This is a genomic window from Lysinibacillus sp. 54212, from assembly GCF_036662795.1.
GTDB lineage: Bacteria > Bacillota > Bacilli > Bacillales_A > Planococcaceae > Lysinibacillus_B.
Genome location: NZ_JBAFWZ010000021.1, coordinates 1 through 17,946, shown reverse-complemented (window position 1 = coordinate 17,946; position 17,946 = coordinate 1). Strand labels below are relative to the sequence as shown.

Below are 17,946 nucleotides of genomic sequence, written 5' to 3'. Positions count from 1 at the left end.
GGAAATGTGGGCATATTTTAAGTTTGAGCTAAAACAATTTATTACGAATAAAAAAAATATAGCAGTTTATGTGATTTTGCTTTTCTTCGCCCTTTTTTATGCGCTGAAAATGGCACCAGCCTATGAGCCAGTAGAAAAAGTCGATGTGGATGAAATGGAAGCGAGATACTTGACCCGAGAAGAATTTTTGAATACGGCAAAGAGTAATCACTGGGCAGTTGAATATGCGCGGGCGATTTTTCCACAGTGGAATGAATATGAGAAAGCGAGAATGGATGCACTCGTCCAAAAGGATAATGTAAAGTATGCAGAGGCAACAGCAAACTGGTACACATATTCGGACATGCTTACTTATAAAAGTCGTGATATGTTTTATAACCCTGCTTATTATACATATGACAACTCATATGGACACAAGGATGGGCATTATGGCTATTCTTATTCAGCTAGTCGCTTTGAAGCCTATTCAAAAGGAGCTACAGAGCTTTCTATATCAGTATTTGAGGAAAGAACCGCCATTCAAACGCTACAGCGATTGCTCCACTCCTACTTACCGTTTGTCCTATTTGCTACCCTAATTTTTTTAACGGTAGATATTGTGCTAAAGGACCGTCACAATAAGTCGGCTTTACAAGGCTTTCCGATTGCCGATTGGAAAAAGCTATTGATAAAAGGAAGCGTTTCTTTCTTAGGGACGATATTTGCATTTATCCCGTTGTCTATCGGCTTTATCATTATTGGTATTCAAAGTGGATTTGGTGATTTATCGCTGCCAGTACCAATTTATTCGTATGTAGAGGGGAATTTTACAAATAGTACGATGGGTGAATACTTCCTAAAAAATAGCGTGTTCCTTGTTGTTTGGTTCCTCTTCTTGATCTCACTCATTTTACTTTTAAGTATTCTAGTGAAGGCTGAATTTGCAAGTGTTGTTGTTGGCTTAGCAATTATTTCGGCGGAGTGGATTTATTTTGAGCGTGAGATGGGGGCTTACACAGAAGTTCATCGATACCCAACATCCTATGTACAGGTAGGGCAAATTCTAACAGGCTATCGTAATTTTGTGTATGAATCAAAGTCCTTTACAGCCGAAAATGGGCTATTCATTGTTGGAGCATGTGCTGTCGTGTGTATCGTGTTGACATTTATAATAAGTCATTTTAAAAAGTTTAAGCTACTATCGTGAGAAAGGACGGTTCATAGGATGATTGAATTAAAAAATATAAATATGCAGTTTTCGGGTAAAGATATATTAAAAGACATTTCGGTTACGTTCGAGCAAGGTGAAATTATTGGCTTAGTTGCACCGAATGGAACAGGAAAGTCTACTTTAATGAATGTTATTATGAACTATTTATCACCAAGTGCTGGCAAGGTTATTTTAAATAATGAACTACACTATTCAAGTAAAAAGAATGAAGTAAAAATGCATCAAAAAATATCGATGATGCCAGATCAAAGTGATTTATATAATCATGTTTCGGGGAAAAATCATTTAAAGATTTATCAGTCGATGTGGAACAGTGATCCGAAACTAATCGAAGAGACAATTGAACGTTTAGGCATGGCCTCCTATGTGAAAAAGAAAACGGGCACATATTCTTTAGGCATGCGTCAGAGGCTGTGCTTTGCCATGCAGATTGTTGCAGATACACAGGTTATGCTTATGGATGAGGTGATGAATGGCCTCGATCCAACACATGTCGAGCTTATATCTCAAATACTTGTTCAAAAGAAATCGGAAGGAAAAACGATTATTATCGCCTCGCATTTACTCGAAAACTTAGAGCAATATGCTGACCGTATATTCTTTATAAAAAACGGTGAGCTCATACTAGTAAATGATAGAGTGGCAGGGTTTGACAAGCAAGAGGTAACGACAGTTCGAGTGTCAAATTTTACGGGAAGCACTCTTGAAAGGTTTAAAAAGCAATTCCAAGAAACGAATGTACGAACATTACCGAATGGAAAAACGCTAATTGATGTTATGGAACAAGATGCTGCAAAGCTAGCGGAAATTACTCAATTTTTAATCTCCCATAGGATATCCGATTTTAGCTTCGGTAAAGTGACATTAAATGATATTTATTCAATGACCTATGGGCAACAGAACTAATCACTGGGGCGATTCCGGTTGAAAAGCGGTTGTAAAAGTGCTGGGGATAGACTGTTTTTTTGTCGAATGTGTATAGCGTTAAAGTAAATGGTAAAAGTTGTGTTAGATCGTTCTTTTCGATATGCTAATAGTAGTTTTTATATTCAAAAAATTGCGTTTTTATTTTAGGGAGGCTGAGCTATGCAGCAGCAAATTCAAAAGATTGTCGAAAATATAGAAAAAGTAATGATTGGGAAGCGTGAAATTACAGAGTTAAGTATTGTGGCCCTTCTTGCTGGAGGACATGTATTACTAGAGGACGTACCGGGTGTCGGGAAAACGATGATGGTACGATCCTTATCGAAATCCGTCGGTGCAAATTTTAAACGAATTCAATTTACACCAGATTTATTGCCATCAGATGTTGTAGGCGTGTCAATTTATAACCCAAAAACACTGCAATTTGAATTCAGGCCTGGTCCGATTGTTGGAAATATTATTTTAGCGGATGAAATTAACCGTACATCCCCGAAAACACAGGCTGCTCTATTAGAAGGGATGGAGGAGGCGTCTGTCACAATTGACGGGGAGACAATTCAAATCCCGAAGCCGTTTTTTGTTATGGCAACGCAAAATCCAATTGAATATGAAGGGACGTATCCTTTACCAGAAGCACAGCTTGACCGCTTCTTATTAAAAATCAAGATGGGCTACCCGACGGCTGTTGAGGAAATTGAAGTACTTCGACGTGCTGAAAATAAGGAGCCAATCAAAGAGATTAGTGCGGTTATGTCTGTCGAAGAGCTGCTGGATTTACAAAAACGTGTAAGACAGGTGTATGTCGAGGATAGTGTAAAAAGCTATATCGTAGAGCTAGCACGTGCAACTCGTGAGCATGAAAAGGTGTATTTAGGTGTGAGTCCACGTGCCTCTATTGCCTTGATGAAAGCGGCACAGGCTTATGCATTTATGCAAAACCGTGATTTTGTAAAGCCAGATGATATTCAATATTTAGCGCCTTTTGTCTTTAGTCACCGTTTAATTCTTGAGCCGGAAGCTAGATATGAGGGGACAACGCCAGAACAAATCATCTCGCAAATTATTGGACAAGCATTTGTACCCGTGAAAAGGTTTGCGGAACAATGAAGCGGATCTTCCAGTATGTGAAAAAAAGTAGTCGTTTTATTACGATTATTGGCTTACTCCTATTTGCCTTTTGCTTTGCCATGTTCCAAGGAGGCTTTGTAAGCTGGTTTATTTTTTTCACGGTATTACCGTTTTTACTGTACTCCTTTTTACTATCACTCGTACCACTTCAAATAACGAATGTACGACGTGAAATGGATCAGAGCCACCTCGTGCGCGGAGATACGGTCAATATAACGGTACGCTTTGAAAATAAATCACGTTTTCCGATTGTATTTCTCGTCGTGAAAGAGCTGGATACTGACGAGCGATTGTATCGGATTGAAGACGGTCACTCGGGTCATCTATTCTTAGTTGGCTTTAAGCGCAAGTTTGAGTGGACGTATTCGTTAGAAGGCTTAAAACGAGGAGAGCATCAGCTTTCGGCGCTAGAGTTTACGTTTACGGATTTTTTCGGATGGACGGTGCGTAAAAAGCTTGTAACAGAGCCACACACGGTTATGGTGTATCCGAAAACAATCGATATGAAATATGCCTCTCTACAAATGCAATATGATCAAGGGGTTGTAGCTTCTAAATATTCCATTGTAAAGGATACCTCAATGGTAACAGGTGTACGAGATTATCAAGCTGGCGACCGTTTTTCATGGATTCATTGGAAGTCCTTTGCGAAAAGTGGCAATTTAAAAACAAAGGAATTTGAGGATCGCCAATCACAAAGCTTATTCGTATGTATTGATCGTGCCACAACCGAGCATTTTGAGGATGTAGTGGACTTAACAGGCTCCATCATGAAGGCAATAGTCAAACGAAATGGTGATGTTGCATTTTTATCTGGTGGAGAAAATCGTGTGTTTTATCCGATAGTGCGAACGGATATCCAGCTTGAAAAGGTGATGCATCATTTGGCGATTGTAAAGCCAGATGCCGTATCCTCTATGGAATCCGTTCTACGATCAGAGCGACAGCTAAATAACTCCATACTACTCGTTATAACTGGAAAGCTAACAGATGAGCTAAAGCATTTTTTAATGGACGGCTCAAAATATGCACGTGCCGTCGTTTGCTTTGTAGTTGTAACGAAGGAGCAATATAAACGAATTGATGAATCTAATACGCGCTTTGGCAATAGTAGGGTAATTTATTTAACGCCAGAAATGTTTAGCCAGGCGTTCACGGAGGTGAATAAGCCGTGAAAAAAGAAGCCATGCATTATGTTGAACTGATAATCTATTACACAATTCTATTTTTCATTTTAAGAGAGTGGTTAGTGCCGGTAATGGAGTTAACGTCAACTGGGCATTTATATTTATTTATGCTGTTTATAGCGCTCTCGTTTGTGATTAATATTTTTAGAGTGCATATCGTTATTTCGTGGCTGTTAAAACTGGGCTTTATCGGATTTTTCCTCATTACGGTCTATAGTGAAGAATCGCCCTTTACCGTAAATGGATTACACTATTTGATAAATGAAATGAGGGTAAATGTATCGTACATACTTGCGAGTGATTTATCCTCTGTCACCGATCCATTCCGAACGATTCTATTTTTCGTGCTAATTTGGATGCTGATTTATTTACTGCACCACTGGCTTACTGTACGAATGACGATTTTTTATTTCTTTGTGCTTACCGTATTCTTTATCGCCACACTCGATACATTTACTGGGTATGATGGCTCGATGGCAATTGTAAAAGTGGTGCTGCTCGGTTTAATTATGACAGCATTTCTTTATGTAAAGCGTCTAATGACAACGACAGGAACAGCCTTTGCCCTTCGCAAATTCATGCTCTATATATTGCCGGTTACATTGTTTATTGGGATTGTTGGGTTTGTCGCGATTCTTTTACCAAAGGCCGAGCCACAGTGGCCAGATCCTGTGCCGTATATGAAGGGCATGGTCGGCATGGGTGGAGGCACCTCTCAAGTAGGGCTGGGTGAGGATGATAGTGAGCTTGGAGGATCCTTCACGGCGGATGATACAGTCGTATTCGAGGTGCATGCAAGAAAAAAACAATATTGGCGAGTCGAAACGAAGGATTTCTACACATCAAAAGGCTGGGAAACATCCTACGAGGAAGAAGAAATGATTCTTCAAGATGGCTATATTCCTACCTCCCTTCCTATCGGTACACCGGAAAAAACGGCGTATGCCGAAATATATCCTCGCATTACTCGTTCGTATGTAATGCAGCCATATGGAGTAACAAAGGTGAATGTAGAGGAGCCGGATACTGTCATTCAATACAATATGATGACAGAGCGAGCGTCTACAATGCTAAATGGTGATGACTTTGTACCAGAAAAATATACGGTGGAATATAGTACGCCAGAATACAGCTATACAGCGCTGAAAACAGTGACAGATTCGTATGTTTCAGATCCACGTTATTTGCAGCTGCCTGATACATTACCTGATAGGGTTGGTAATTTAGCATATGAGCTAACCTCTTCTCGTCAAACGGAATATGACAAGGCACGAGCAATTGAGCAATACTTTAAGCGCAGCGGCTTTGTATATGAGACTAAAAATGTCCCAGTACCAGAAGAAGGTATAGACTATGTTGACCAGTTTTTATTTGATACAAAGCAAGGCTATTGTGATAACTTTTCTACGTCAATGGTTGTAATGCTACGTTCAATTGGCATCGAGGCGCGTTGGGTAAAAGGGTATGCAAGTGGCACAGAGGTTGGGCGTACAGATGATGGTCTACTAAAGTTCGATATTGCGAATAACGATGCTCACTCCTGGGTAGAGGCGTACATTGAAGGTGTTGGCTGGATGCAATTTGAGCCAACGATTGGCTTTACAAATCCGACAGAAATTGAGTTTGATTTAGAGCGATCAGGCAATGCTAGCGATGAAATGATAAAAGAGGAAAAAAAGGAACGCGAAGAAAAGAAACAAGAGCAAAAAACGCAAGAGAAAGAAGACGAGAAAAAAGCGAAGGAATCTACTCCAGTTTCACCTGTAGTAAAATGGATTGGAGCTAGCTCTTTGCTTATACTAGCCTTAGTCGCGATTATTATGTACAAGCGTCGACGAAAATGGTTACCAAAAGTGTATGTGAAAATGCAGCAACGAAAGCCGAATGATGCTTCCAACTTAACCGTAGCGTATAAGCGACTACTGAAGCAGTTAGCGCTATCTGGGCTAAAACGTGAACCGAACGAAACCCTGCAATCCTTTGCGCAGCGGGTGGACGAGCATTTCGGCGTAAAGGATATGTCGAAGATTACAGAGGTTTATGAAAAGGTAATTTACAGTAAAAATATTGAGCATCATGAGTTCGACGAAATAAAAGAAAGTTGGGAATATTTAATCAATCGCACAACCGGTTGATTTTAAGGGTATTAAAGAGTAAAATTTAGAAAAAATAATAGGTGTGCCTTCATATAAGTCCGATAATATGGTTCGGATGTTTCTACTAAGTTACCTTAAATAACTTATCTATGACGGTAGGTCGAGCTATCCGTAAATTCGGATAGCTTTGCCTACTTGTATATAAATGAAATGAACGCGTGGAATCTTTTTTTTCGACGCGTTTTTTCTTAAATAAATGAAACTTCTTACTTTGGCACTATAGAAATGTCTAGGCATTTGTGCCAACTGCTCGAGGTCGCTTCGATCCCTCGGGCGAAAGCGGAAAAAATGCTTTCGCTTCGGGGTCTCCAGCGCTTGTCGCAGCTAAAAGGGCACAAATGCACTTTTCTTATAATCGGTTTTGCAGAGGTAGGACTTTTTATTGGGCAGTTCCTTAAAATATTAGAAGAGGTGGAAAACGTGTCAACTCCTTTATTAAAAGAGCAAGAAAAAGTAGTCGTACTTGATTTCGGTAGTCAGTTTAACCAATTAATCACACGCCGTATTCGTGAATTCGGCGTATTCTCAGAGCTACACCCACATACAATTACAGCTGAAGAAATTAAAGCTATGAATGCTGTAGGGATTGTATTCTCAGGCGGACCAAACTCAGTTTATGATGAAAATGCCTTCAAGGTAGATCAAGCTATTTTTGAACTAGGCTTACCGATTTTAGGTATTTGCTATGGTATGCAATTAATGGCTCACACAAACGGCGGTAAAGTAGAGAGCGCTGAAACACGTGAGTATGGGAAAGCAGAATTAACAGTTGCAACGGAAAACAAATTATTCGGCGACTTACCAAAAGAGCAAGTAGTATGGATGAGCCACGGCGACCACGTAACAGAAGTACCAGCTGGCTTTGAAGTAATCGCAACGAGCCCAGCTTGCCACATCGCAGCGATGGCGAACGTAGAGAAAGAATTCTATGCAGTACAATTCCACCCAGAGGTTCGTCACTCTGTATACGGTAATGACTTACTGAAAAACTTCGTATTCAATGTATGTGAAGCTAAAGGCGACTGGTCAATGGCGAACTTCATCGATATCGAAATCGCGAAAATCCGTGAGCAAGTAGGCGACAAGCAAGTTCTTTGTGCCCTATCAGGTGGAGTAGATTCATCTGTAGTAGCTGTATTAATCCATAAAGCAATTGGCGACCAATTAACGTGTATGTTCGTAGATCACAACTTAAACCGTAAAGGCGAAGTTGAACAAGTTATGAAAACTTTCACAGAAGATTTCGATATGAAAGTAATCAAAATCGATGCTCGTGAGCGTTTCATGAACAAGCTAAAAGGCGTTTCTGACCCAGAGCAAAAACGTAAAATCATCGGTAACGAATTCATTTACGTATTTGACGAAGAGTCTGCAAAATTAGAGAACATGGACTTCTTAGCTCAAGGTACTCTTTACACAGACATCATCGAATCTGGTACAGCAACAGCGCAAACAATTAAATCTCACCATAACGTAGGTGGATTACCAGAAGATATGAAGTTCGAATTAATCGAGCCACTTAACACATTATTCAAAGACGAAGTACGCGCTTTAGGTTTAGAGCTTGGCTTACCAGAAGCAGTCGTGTGGCGTCAACCTTTCCCAGGTCCTGGTCTTGGTATCCGTGTACTTGGCGAAGTAACAGAAGAAAAATTAGAAATCGTACGTGAAGCTGACTTCATCCTACGCGAAGAAATCAAAAATGCCGGCCTAGAGCGCGACATTTGGCAATACTTCTGCGTACTACCAGACATCCGTTCAGTAGGTGTAATGGGCGACGGTCGTACGTACGACTACGCAATCGGTATCCGCGGCGTAACATCAATCGACGGCATGACTTCAGACTGGGCACGTATCCCTTACGACGTACTAGAAAAAATCTCAGTACGTATCGTAAACGAAGTACAAGGCATCAACCGCGTACTGTATGATATTACTTCTAAGCCACCAGCAACGATTGAGTGGGAGTAAACGCTCGCCAAATTTCGAGGAGCTTTAGCACCGCAGAAATTTTTTGCGCAGTAAAGTGAGCGTTTGCGACGAGCAGCGTAAGCAGCGCAGGAGCATACACGTAGATAGGAACCACTCGAGAAATCGAGTGGTTTTTTGCGTTCATTATAAGGCGATGGATAGAGGAGCTAATGCACTGTTGAAATTTTTCACGACAGTCGCTATAATAGCGCAGCCAAAAAGCTTTCTACCAAATTTTTACGGCTATTAGCAAGGGTGGGCAGTACACTAATAAAGTAAAAAGGTTTACCTCAGTAAAATAGGGTATATTATATTTGATGTATAGATTCTCTTTAAAGACAAGAAAAGTAGGTGAAAGAAGTGGGGAAATACCAATTGGATACTAAAGGCAAGATGGCTGTGACAAAGTATCATGAAAAAAACAAGCCTGCCAAATTTGATAAAAAGCAGCAACTTGAAAAAATACGTGCAGAGTATTTAAAAAAAAGGCAGGAACAAACAGATAAATAATATGAACGAAAACATATTCGAAGTTCTTTTTTTTTATGGATGATAAAGTTTATGATTTTCTTACATTTCAGATTCGGTAACAAAAAACTCGTCATCAGATATCAGTACCTCACTAATTGATTTTGACTTTGACACGACATAGCTATTATTTATTCAAAATAATAACGTTGTAGATAGAGGGCACCTGCTACAATTGAGGCCAAAATTACATGAATTGAACGGATTTTTCTGTTTTGGATTAAAATCCTTGTGTATCAATGGTTGGTGAGCGTACTTTACGATATTACTCTAAGCCACCTGCGACGAGCAGCGTAAGCAGCGCAGGAGCACACACGTAGATAAGAACCACTCGAACAATTAAGTGGTTTTTTGCGTTGGTAAAATGGCGATGGATAGAGGAGTCACTGGACCGCGGATTTTTATCACCACAGACACACATTTATAGAAAAAGCTTGGAAAACCTTATTTGAAAAGGTTTCTACCAAGCCTTTTGTATAATGCCTTTATCGATAAAAAAATTATGATTCTACAAACGTTAATTAATGATATAATACTTGGAAATAGGTGAGTCAATCGATCCCTTTGAAAAGATAGTTCGTGAAGAAGCTACGCAACTCACCATTTCTGTTCCAAATTTATTTGCTAGGAGGGAAGCTGATGGAAAACGATAAATTGATTATAGACATGCTACAAAAAATTACTACTAGTATGGATGAAATGAAAGTTGAACTGAAAGCTGATATCCAAGAAGTAAAACAAGAAGTAGCCCAAGTGAAACAAGAAGTTACCTCAGTAAAACAAGAAATCGTTGAAGTGAAAAAACGTCTTGATAACGTAGAAGGTAAACTTGATGGCATTGGTCAACAATTTGAAGAGTCTACAAAGCACAGAATTGAAGTTGAAAGACGACATGAAGATGATATTTATTACAAAAAGTGCAAGAAATGGACAAGGCCATCATCTTACAAGCAAAAAAGAACTAAGCAAATCCAATCATGTAAGACATATCTAATACACCTCTAAAAAATTGGGATTGAACTTTACCCACACCATTCTTAGAGGTGTTTTATTCTCTCAGTCAGCAAGTCTTCCCAACAACAATCTTCCTATACATCCCATTTAACATTACCGATGTATCCTGCTCCACTCTAATATTTCGCTGATCCTCAGGAAGTAGTACTTCAAAACTTCTCCCAATATCCGTTCCTAGTACACTAATAACCGGTCTTATCATTTTTTGGGGTAAGGACATTTTTTTATCCTTAGGAGCGAATTTATCAAATATAATGATTTTCCCCTCTGGCTTTAGCACTCGGAACATCTCTTGAAAGGTTTTGTGGTCGTCAGGTACTACGGATAACACTAGGCTTGCCACAACATAATCGAACGCTTCGTTTTCAAAACTCAAATGTTGAGCATCCATTTCTAAAAATTTGATAGGGGAACCGTTGAATTTTTTCTTTGCCTTGCTTAGCATTGCGGGTGAATAATCGATTGCGGTTATATCTAAGTTGGAATAGGGAATGAGCTCTAAATCAGCACCTGTTCCTACGCCAATAAACAAGATTTTTTGATGGGGTTGGAATGGGATGGATTGAAATATTTCTTTCCGAGCCTTTAAAAATATCCCGGAATTAAAAAAGAAATCGTAAATAGGAGAGCCAATCCTATAAATAATTTTATTCCAAGCATTATTCACAGTTTTCACCTCTTTTGCAAAATTATTTACTATAATAAAATCTACTGACCATTGTAATGGATGTTCCTTCAACTCCAACTTCTTTAAAACCTAATTTTTTATACAGATGAACGGCAGTTGTGTTTTCAGGATCTACACTTAATGAAATGGATGGATAGCCTTCTTGCATCGCTTTCTGAATTATCTTCTGCATTAGCAAGGTTCCTAACCCAAGTCCTCTTGCTTCCTTACAAACCGCTATCCCTAATTCAGGTGTAGAACTGTCTACATATCCATACCCTTTGTCCTTTTCGTCGAATAATCTATACCATACAGCACCCACCTCTTGCTTATTCGAGTTGAGGGCTATTAGGGCTGCATCTCCATCTCTTCCTCAGCCTTCATAGTACTTTTTTAAATGAGGCGAGTTTAATAGCTCCACTTTAGTTGGTTTATTCATCGGAATATAGATAGATTCATATAGCATATCCGTCAAAAAATCCATATTATTCTGTTCGAAATTTCTAATAATAAACATGGATCACTATTACCTCTCTTCTAATACGAGTCTATTATTAATTATAACATGATACCAGCAAATGGAAGGTGAATGGTGAAGCTCAGCCTAATAAAAGTGCCAATAATAACTACTAATAATATAAAAGAACGTATATTATTATAAAGTTGGTCGACCGACATAAAATTTTAATTTGGAGTTAAGAACATGTGGTTAAACATTTTATTAGCATTAATAGCCTTTTTAGGGCTGTACTTGATGTGGTTTTCGATATACGGAAAGAAACGCGACATAGAAAGTATATATACCGGTTCAACTTCTAGCTTTATCGAGTTCATCGTGACACTCGCTTATACATTTTCTCCAACAATAATGAAAAGAGTAATAACATTTCTATTAGGGCTGCTTGTTGCGGTATTTTGTACAATAGGAGCGTTAATAGCATAACTAGGTAGGGAGAGGCTTCGTATTTTTAATAATCAGGAGGTATTACATATTTGTGGGTACATCAAATAATCAATCAATAACCAACCAAAAGACAGCTGAGGAAATGATAAACGCTTTACAAAACATGAACAATGGAGAACGGATTAAGTTTTTAGAATACCTATTTCACACCCATTTTGATTCAAGGATTGGAGATGATCCGGATACAGCTTCCCAAAATCAAATTGAAGATGCTTTAGACCGACAGCTCTCAGAGGATGAGATGCTGGTGATGAAGATAGCTTATGGAAACGGGTACTTTACGGGTGGTAAAGATGGCATGGAAAAAGTGCTGAAGGGTGATTAATTAAATTAGCTTGGGAGTCAATAACATATGGCCCCCAAGCTTTTTGTCTCATTCGATCAATCCTTCAACCATCAATTGCTCTTTGTCCTTAATATTAAATAACCCAGGTGTCCAGCTTGGCAAAACGCCTATTGCTCCAAGTATTTCATTGTTTTTCTCGTAAATTGTGACCCGGATAGGTTCTCCACCATCATCGAGCTGCTCTAAAGTATAATTTGAAACCTTAACTTCCGAATCAATATGGTCATCCAGAAAATAAATGTTCGAAGCATGATAAGAATCCACGGTTTCGGGGTATAGGCTAAGCTCCATTGTTTCCTCACTTTCATAGAAATGAATCGTCCAGCCGAATCCTTTTAAATAGTTCTTATGCTCCTGATCAATACTACGACCGCTGCATGCACTAATGGTTAATAAAACAATGGCAATTAGTGCAACTGCGAAATCTCTTTTCACAAATATTCACCCCTTTTTTAATGATTTCTATCCTATTTTCACTAGAAATAAGTAGGGAAATAGAGAATCCTCATAGAGCTGTCGGAAAGGAATGTACGCTTTTTAATAGAATACACTATGTATGTGGGAAGTGAAATATGCTCATTTCTATAGAAAAATGAGCTGAAAATGAATAGATTTAAAAGTAATAAGAAGAATCGTTAGCTTGGGTTTGATATTTTTGTGCTCTTTTTTCAATACATAACAGATAAATAAGTTCGAATTATTAATCATGCAAATTTTTTTCTGGAAAAAGCCAATTTGGCAGGATTGATATACAACATATTTATAAATAAGTGCACATCCGAACGATTTTTGGGAAGAGCCCCCTAATATTCGAGTTGGCACATATTTTATAATAAGTAGTATATGAATTTTGACGAATCGCGTTTTTAATGATTTTTTAAGACGGAGTTTATTAATGATGGGGTGTTTGTAAAGTGCATATAATTTTATAAAACTCTATTTTTTAACCTAACTTTAACCTTCATACTATATCATTCTCATTACTACTAATATACGAGGAGGAATAGTATGAGGAATAAATTTATAAAATATTTTTTAGTTTCAAGTGCTTTATTATTTGGGATGAATATTTCGGATTCAGCTAATGCAGCAGTGGATTTTTCAGATATTGACGGTTCCTATGCGAGAGATGAAATACAGGAATTGGCTGCCCTAGGAATTTTAAATGGTACGGGAAATGGGAAGTTTAATCCTACTGCTAATATTACTAGACAAGATTTTGCGATCATTATGGCGAAAGCTCTTAATTTAGATTCTTCAAATCAACCTGCAACTCCAACTTTTAGCGATGTACCACAAGGTCATTATGCATTTCCAGCAATTGAAGGGGCTGTAAAAGCTGGACTCATTTCCGGAATGGGGGATGGGACATTTGGTACGGGTGAAAATTTAACGAGAGAACAAATGGTAGCCATTTTCGTTCGAGCACTTCGAAGAGATACTACAGGAATGGGTGCTAATCTCCCTTTTAGTGATGCAGGCAGTATCTCCGACTGGGCAAGAAATTATGTAGGAGCAGCGGTAGGTTTAGGGTTATTGAATGGCAACGGAAATGGGACGTTCAATCCTGGGGCAAGTGCAGAGCGTCAGGCCGCGGCATTAGTAGCTAGCAAATTCCTGAAAGCGAAGGATAATTTAACACCGGTAGAACCAAATCCAGAGCCACAACCAGAGCCAGGCCCGGTAGAACCAAATCCAGAACCACAACCAGAGCCAGGCCCAGTAGAACCAAATCCAGATCCGGTAGAGCCAGAACCACAACCAGATGAGGGAAAAGAACCAGAAATACCAAACCCTGATCACCCTAACCCGGAAATCCCAGAACCGGATAAACCAAAAGAGGAAATAAGAAATTACTGATTAAACGGACTATATATAAGAGCAACATAAAATGAAAGTCGATTTATCACAGCTGTGATAAAATCGGCTTTTTTAATAGTATAAATCCGTCGCTACCTAAAATTTGAAGATAGCATAGAATAGTTTACTTTTAGGTAGATATAGTTTAAACTAACGTGGATAACGATTGTCCGAGTTAGATATAGTACATATTATAAAATAAAGGTAGTGATGAAATGCAAATGAAAACGGGCGTTGAGCAGTCTGTATATGCCATTCTTATCCTGAACCTGCTACCGGATAAAGCAGTATTACCGGGCGAAGCGATTAGTCAGCAGTTGGGCGCCTCACCAACGTATTTTCAGAAATTGCTGAGAAAGCTAGTGAGTGCTGACTTGATTACTTCTGTACCAGGGGTAAAGGGAGGCTTTAAATTAAAGAAAAAGCCTGAAGATATTCGGGTATATGATATTTATCTAGCTATAGAAGGACAGCAATCTCTCTTTTCTTCTAGTGGCGTGCTGCATGACATGCTTGAGCTAGAGGAGGGCGATTGCTGTTGCTTGCTGGCAGATTTGATGGAAGAAGCGGAGTCCTCTTGGAAGGCTGTATTGAAACGCAAAACGATAGCCTCTTTATATGAAGAAATAAATAAAAGCTACCAATCGGAAGTACAATTGCTGCAAGAGTGGATAAAAGAAAAAATGGTTTTATAACAGTAAAGCGTCATAGTCAGGTGGAATAAATTTGGATAAATTTCAATCGCATAATGGTTTTGCACGAACATTTAAAGAAAATAAACTGACGCTTGGCATTTCGTTTCCTTTAGAGGTTAGTGACAATATCGGAACAATGGATTTAGCAGAGCAAATTAAGCTGGCAAAGCAAGCGGAAGATGTAGGATTTGCATCTTTGTTTGTAAGGGATTCCCCTCTTTACGATCCCAATTTTGGAGATAATGGCGTGATGTATGATCCTTTTCTCTTGCTTGCATATGTAAGTGCAAGTACGGAAAAAATCGCGCTTGGTACGGGGAGTGTTGTTACGACATTGCGGCACCCTCTGCACTTAGCGAAATCGGCCGCAACTTTAGATGAGATGTCTAAGCAACGTTTGTTATTTGGTGTTGCCACTGGAGACCGTCCAATCGAATTTCCAGCATTTAAAGTAGACCGGGATGAACGTGATGAATTGTTTAGGGAGTCTATTTTGGTCATGAGAAAACTGTGGCAGGAAACATTCCCTAAAATTCAGTCAAAACGAGTCGGGCTCATAGAGGGGGATGTGATTCCTAAACCACTTTTAACCGATATTCCTATATTAGGTACAGGATATTCAGGGCAAACAGTAGAGTGGTTAGCCGAAAATACAGACGGCTGGATGTTTTACGCGCAAGAGGCGAATCGACAGCAGGAGCTCATTAAGCTTTGGCGGAAAGCCGTAGGAAGATTCAAGCCATTCTCCCAGCCTTTAGTTGTTAATTTATCAGAAAATCCAATGGCTTCACCGTATCCAATTCCGATAAAGGTCGGTTTCACAGCGGGTCATAAGTTTTTAATTGATTATCTGTATGCATTACAAAACATTGGAGTAAATCATGTCATTCTTGTTTTGAAAAACGGGAACCGTCCACTGGCTGAAGTTATTCAAGAATTGGGTGAATATGTAGTACCGCATTTCCCCCCACAAACTCTATAAGTAGTGGAGTTATAGGCAAAACCAATAAAGAGAAAGGAGCGGAAATAGGATGATAAATATATTGGACCGTATTAATGAATTGGCGAAAAAACAGCGTGAAGAAGGTTTGACAAATGCTGAGCGTGTGGAGCAACAAGTATTACGCGAAGATTACTTGCGTGAAATTCGTGGACAAGTAATCACTACTTTTTCAGGGATGACGGTGCTCGACCCGCTTGGAAATGATGTCACGCCGGATAAATTGCGTAAAGAAAAGGAAGCATAACCTTATTGGAAGGATGATATCTATATGAGATTAAGTATTCTGGATCAAGCCCCTGTTACGAGAGGGAATACGGCAGCGGATGCTTTGAAAAAGGCAGAGGAGCTAGCGATTTTAGGAGATGAATTAGGCTACCATCGCATGTGGATGGCTGAACATCATGCTACAAATGTTTTTGCAAGCTCTGCTCCTGAAGTAACGACAGCTTATTTGACGGCTAAGACGAAAAATATTCGTATTGGCACCGGGGGAGTAATGATGATGCATTATTCCCCATTGAAACTGGCGGAGGTATTTAAAACATTAAGTGCATTTTCCCCAGGTCGTATTGATTTTGGTGTTGGTCGAGCTCCTGGAGGCGATAACTACGCTATTTATGCGTTATCAGAAGGACGCCAACCGATGTTCAACAATATGTATGAAAAATTTGATGCAGCATTGCAGTTGATTAACGATGAAGTACCTAAAGATAGCTTGTATCATAGAACAATCGCAACACCGTCTCAAGTTAATTTACCGGAAGCTTGGCTGCTAGGTTCAAGTGGTAACAGTGCTGTTCAAGCCGGGCAAAGAGGTGTTGGCTATTCTTTTGCCCAATTTTTTAATGGTGAGATGACGAAGGAGATTTTAGATGTATATAAAAGAAATTTCCGACCTTCAGCCTTTATGGAGAAACCTCAAATCAATGTCTCCTATATGGTGACAACGGCTCAATCAAAGGAAGAAGCTGAGTTTGAAGCAAAGCCACAAGATATTTGGCGCTTACTATTTATGAGAGGTAAGATTGGGCAAGTGATGACGCCTGAGGAAGCCCGTGATTATCCATTAACCGAAATGGATCGAATGATTATTCAGGAAAATCGTAAAATCCATCTAGTCGGAGACGTAAAAGAAGTAGCGGCAAGGTTACAGGAAGAGCAAGCTTATTATGGGTTTGATGAAGCCATGATTTGTAGCATTCCACATTCTCAGGAAAAACGTCTGAATGTGTACCGATTATTAGCACAGGAATTACTTTAAAAGAGAAAGGTAGAAAGAAATGAACGATTATTTAGTAAAAGCTTTAGCATACGATGCTCAAGTACGTGCGTATGCAGTCAACTCAACTGTAACAATAAGAGAGGCTCAACGTCGTCATAATACGTGGCCAACTGCTTCAGCTGCATTAGGGCGATCGATGACGGCAGGTGTGATGCTAGGAGCAATGCTTAAAGGTGAAGAAAAGCTAACGATAAAAATCAATGGCGGCGGTCCTATTGGAGCAATTCTTGTAGATGCAGACGCTACAGGGGAAGTGAGAGGATATGTATCACATCCTCAAACTCATTTTGACCTGAATGAAAAAGGTAAATTAGATGTGAAAAGAGCAGTCGGAACAGAAGGATTAATGACCATTTCAAAGGATATCGGACTCCAACATCCTTTCGTAGGGCAAATTCCGTTAGTTTCAGGTGAAATCGGAGAGGATTTTACCTCTTATCTTTTGAATTCTGAACAAACGCCATCTGCAGTAGGGGTAGGCGTTCTAGTGAATCCGGATAACACAATTCAATCAGCTGGCGGCTTTATTATTCAATTGATGCCAGGTGCAGAAAATGAGGTAATTAGTGCAATCGAAGAACGTCTGAACGTCATCAAGCCAATCTCTACAATGATTGCAGAAGGAATGACACCAGAGCAAATACTAGAGCAAGTACTAGGAGAAGAAAATGTAAATATTCTAGAAAAGATGCCGGTTCAATTCCAATGTCAATGCTCAGAAGAAAGGGTTACTAATGCAATCATTAGTTTAGGAAGCGAAGAAATCCAAGATATGATTGAAACGGACGGACAAGCTGAAGCTAATTGCCATTTCTGTAATGAAACGTACCATTTCACGAAAGAGAACTTAGAGGAATTAATGAAAGCTGCTGTTTAACAGCCTGCTTTATGATAAAAAAATCGATATAGCAAAAAGGGAGGCTGGGACAAAACCCGAAAACACCATTTTTCTCAATAAAAATGGTGTTTTCTTAGTATGGAGAAAATTGATTTCCGTTCCGGGGACGCTTT

General features: G+C 39.3%; 19 protein-coding genes and 1 riboswitch. Of the genes, 16 read left to right on the top strand and 3 right to left on the bottom strand.

What is annotated here, in order from left to right; all coding sequences use genetic code 11:
• The first annotated feature begins 4 nt into the window (after positions 1-4).
• The 8 genes from V4T18_RS13725 (at position 5) to V4T18_RS13690 (ending at position 10,109) form a co-directional block, all read left to right on the top strand.
• Positions 5-1,186, top strand: coding sequence for an ABC transporter permease (locus tag V4T18_RS13725; RefSeq protein ID WP_332650240.1), 1,182 nt, complete (start codon positions 5-7; stop codon positions 1,184-1,186).
• A gap of 18 nt (positions 1,187-1,204) precedes the next feature.
• Positions 1,205-2,116 carry an ABC transporter ATP-binding protein gene (locus V4T18_RS13720; RefSeq protein WP_332650238.1) on the top strand — a complete coding sequence of 304 codons (912 nt, stop codon included), beginning with the start codon at positions 1,205-1,207 and terminating at the stop codon, positions 2,114-2,116.
• Positions 2,117-2,296: 180 nt separating this feature from the next.
• Positions 2,297-3,241: an AAA family ATPase gene (locus V4T18_RS13715; protein WP_332650236.1), complete on the top strand. Its 945-nt coding sequence runs from the start codon at positions 2,297-2,299 to the stop codon at positions 3,239-3,241.
• Complete coding sequence (locus tag V4T18_RS13710) at positions 3,238-4,437, top strand: DUF58 domain-containing protein (RefSeq protein ID WP_332650235.1); 1,200 nt, start codon at positions 3,238-3,240, stop codon at positions 4,435-4,437. The genes V4T18_RS13715 and V4T18_RS13710 overlap by 4 nt, the downstream gene beginning before the upstream one ends.
• Positions 4,434-6,584: a transglutaminase TgpA family protein gene (locus V4T18_RS13705; protein ID WP_332650234.1), complete on the top strand. Its 2,151-nt coding sequence runs from the start codon at positions 4,434-4,436 to the stop codon at positions 6,582-6,584. Before V4T18_RS13710 ends, V4T18_RS13705 begins: the two co-directional genes overlap by 4 nt.
• A gap of 29 nt (positions 6,585-6,613) precedes the next feature.
• Positions 6,614-6,715: riboswitch (purine riboswitch) on the top strand.
• Between the two features lie 310 nt (positions 6,716-7,025).
• Positions 7,026-8,576, top strand: a complete 1,551-nt coding sequence (guaA, locus tag V4T18_RS13700; RefSeq protein WP_332650233.1) for a glutamine-hydrolyzing GMP synthase — start codon at positions 7,026-7,028, stop codon at positions 8,574-8,576.
• 375 nt (positions 8,577-8,951) lie between these two features.
• Positions 8,952-9,086 (top strand): hypothetical protein, encoded by a 135-nt coding sequence (locus V4T18_RS13695; RefSeq protein ID WP_332650304.1) that lies wholly within the window; start codon positions 8,952-8,954, stop codon positions 9,084-9,086.
• 657 nt (positions 9,087-9,743) lie between these two features.
• Positions 9,744-10,109 carry a hypothetical protein gene (locus V4T18_RS13690; RefSeq protein WP_332650231.1) on the top strand — a complete coding sequence of 122 codons (366 nt, stop codon included), beginning with the start codon at positions 9,744-9,746 and terminating at the stop codon, positions 10,107-10,109.
• A gap of 55 nt (positions 10,110-10,164) precedes the next feature.
• Here the strand turns inward: V4T18_RS13690 and V4T18_RS13685 are convergent, their stop codons facing one another.
• Positions 10,165-10,785, bottom strand: coding sequence for a class I SAM-dependent methyltransferase (locus V4T18_RS13685; RefSeq protein WP_332650229.1), 621 nt, complete (start codon positions 10,783-10,785; stop codon positions 10,165-10,167).
• Between the two features lie 22 nt (positions 10,786-10,807).
• Positions 10,808-11,134 carry a GNAT family N-acetyltransferase gene (locus V4T18_RS13680; protein WP_332650300.1) on the bottom strand — a complete coding sequence of 109 codons (327 nt, stop codon included), beginning with the start codon at positions 11,132-11,134 and terminating at the stop codon, positions 10,808-10,810.
• A 354-nt stretch (positions 11,135-11,488) separates the two neighbouring features.
• On the opposite strand from V4T18_RS13680, the gene V4T18_RS13675 reads away from it, so the two are divergent.
• Together V4T18_RS13675 and V4T18_RS13670 are read left to right on the top strand one after the other, a co-directional pair.
• Positions 11,489-11,728 (top strand): hypothetical protein, encoded by a 240-nt coding sequence (locus V4T18_RS13675; protein ID WP_332650227.1) that lies wholly within the window; start codon positions 11,489-11,491, stop codon positions 11,726-11,728.
• A 52-nt stretch (positions 11,729-11,780) separates the two neighbouring features.
• Positions 11,781-12,074, top strand: a complete 294-nt coding sequence (locus V4T18_RS13670; protein ID WP_332650226.1) for a hypothetical protein — start codon at positions 11,781-11,783, stop codon at positions 12,072-12,074.
• A gap of 48 nt (positions 12,075-12,122) precedes the next feature.
• Here V4T18_RS13670 and V4T18_RS13665 read toward each other — a convergent pair whose 3' ends face one another.
• Positions 12,123-12,530 carry a hypothetical protein gene (locus tag V4T18_RS13665; RefSeq protein WP_332650224.1) on the bottom strand — a complete coding sequence of 136 codons (408 nt, stop codon included), beginning with the start codon at positions 12,528-12,530 and terminating at the stop codon, positions 12,123-12,125.
• Positions 12,531-13,103: 573 nt separating this feature from the next.
• Here V4T18_RS13665 and V4T18_RS13660 point away from each other — a divergent pair.
• The 6 genes from V4T18_RS13660 to hslO all read left to right on the top strand — a co-directional run bounded on the left by V4T18_RS13660 (position 13,104) and on the right by hslO (position 17,812).
• The gene (locus V4T18_RS13660) at positions 13,104-13,955 is read left to right on the top strand and encodes an S-layer homology domain-containing protein (RefSeq protein WP_332650223.1); all 852 of its coding nucleotides are present in this window, start codon (positions 13,104-13,106) and stop codon (positions 13,953-13,955) included.
• Between the two features lie 215 nt (positions 13,956-14,170).
• Positions 14,171-14,650 (top strand): RrF2 family transcriptional regulator, encoded by a 480-nt coding sequence (locus V4T18_RS13655; RefSeq protein WP_332650221.1) that lies wholly within the window; start codon positions 14,171-14,173, stop codon positions 14,648-14,650.
• Positions 14,651-14,681: 31 nt separating this feature from the next.
• Entirely contained in the window at positions 14,682-15,632 is a 951-nt protein-coding gene (locus V4T18_RS13650; protein WP_332650219.1) for an LLM class oxidoreductase, read from the top strand.
• A gap of 49 nt (positions 15,633-15,681) precedes the next feature.
• Positions 15,682-15,897, top strand: a complete 216-nt coding sequence (locus tag V4T18_RS13645) for a DUF896 domain-containing protein (protein WP_332650218.1) — start codon at positions 15,682-15,684, stop codon at positions 15,895-15,897.
• A gap of 24 nt (positions 15,898-15,921) precedes the next feature.
• Positions 15,922-16,914 carry an LLM class flavin-dependent oxidoreductase gene (locus V4T18_RS13640; protein ID WP_332650217.1) on the top strand — a complete coding sequence of 331 codons (993 nt, stop codon included), beginning with the start codon at positions 15,922-15,924 and terminating at the stop codon, positions 16,912-16,914.
• 19 nt (positions 16,915-16,933) lie between these two features.
• Positions 16,934-17,812, top strand: coding sequence for an Hsp33 family molecular chaperone HslO (gene hslO, locus V4T18_RS13635; protein ID WP_332650215.1), 879 nt, complete (start codon positions 16,934-16,936; stop codon positions 17,810-17,812).
• Positions 17,813-17,946 lie beyond the last annotated feature (134 nt).

Coding starts and splice junctions, on each gene's coding strand:
- V4T18_RS13725 (WP_332650240.1), top strand. CDS start 5: ATGTGGGCATATTTTAAGTTTGAGCTAAAACAATTTATTACGAATAAA.
- V4T18_RS13720 (WP_332650238.1), top strand. CDS start 1,205: ATGATTGAATTAAAAAATATAAATATGCAGTTTTCGGGTAAAGATATA.
- V4T18_RS13715 (WP_332650236.1), top strand. CDS start 2,297: ATGCAGCAGCAAATTCAAAAGATTGTCGAAAATATAGAAAAAGTAATG.
- V4T18_RS13710 (WP_332650235.1), top strand. CDS start 3,238: ATGAAGCGGATCTTCCAGTATGTGAAAAAAAGTAGTCGTTTTATTACG.
- V4T18_RS13690 (WP_332650231.1), top strand. CDS start 9,744: ATGGAAAACGATAAATTGATTATAGACATGCTACAAAAAATTACTACT.
- V4T18_RS13675 (WP_332650227.1), top strand. CDS start 11,489: ATGTGGTTAAACATTTTATTAGCATTAATAGCCTTTTTAGGGCTGTAC.
- V4T18_RS13660 (WP_332650223.1), top strand. CDS start 13,104: ATGAGGAATAAATTTATAAAATATTTTTTAGTTTCAAGTGCTTTATTA.
- V4T18_RS13655 (WP_332650221.1), top strand. CDS start 14,171: ATGCAAATGAAAACGGGCGTTGAGCAGTCTGTATATGCCATTCTTATC.
- V4T18_RS13645 (WP_332650218.1), top strand. CDS start 15,682: ATGATAAATATATTGGACCGTATTAATGAATTGGCGAAAAAACAGCGT.
- V4T18_RS13640 (WP_332650217.1), top strand. CDS start 15,922: ATGAGATTAAGTATTCTGGATCAAGCCCCTGTTACGAGAGGGAATACG.
- hslO (WP_332650215.1), top strand. CDS start 16,934: ATGAACGATTATTTAGTAAAAGCTTTAGCATACGATGCTCAAGTACGT.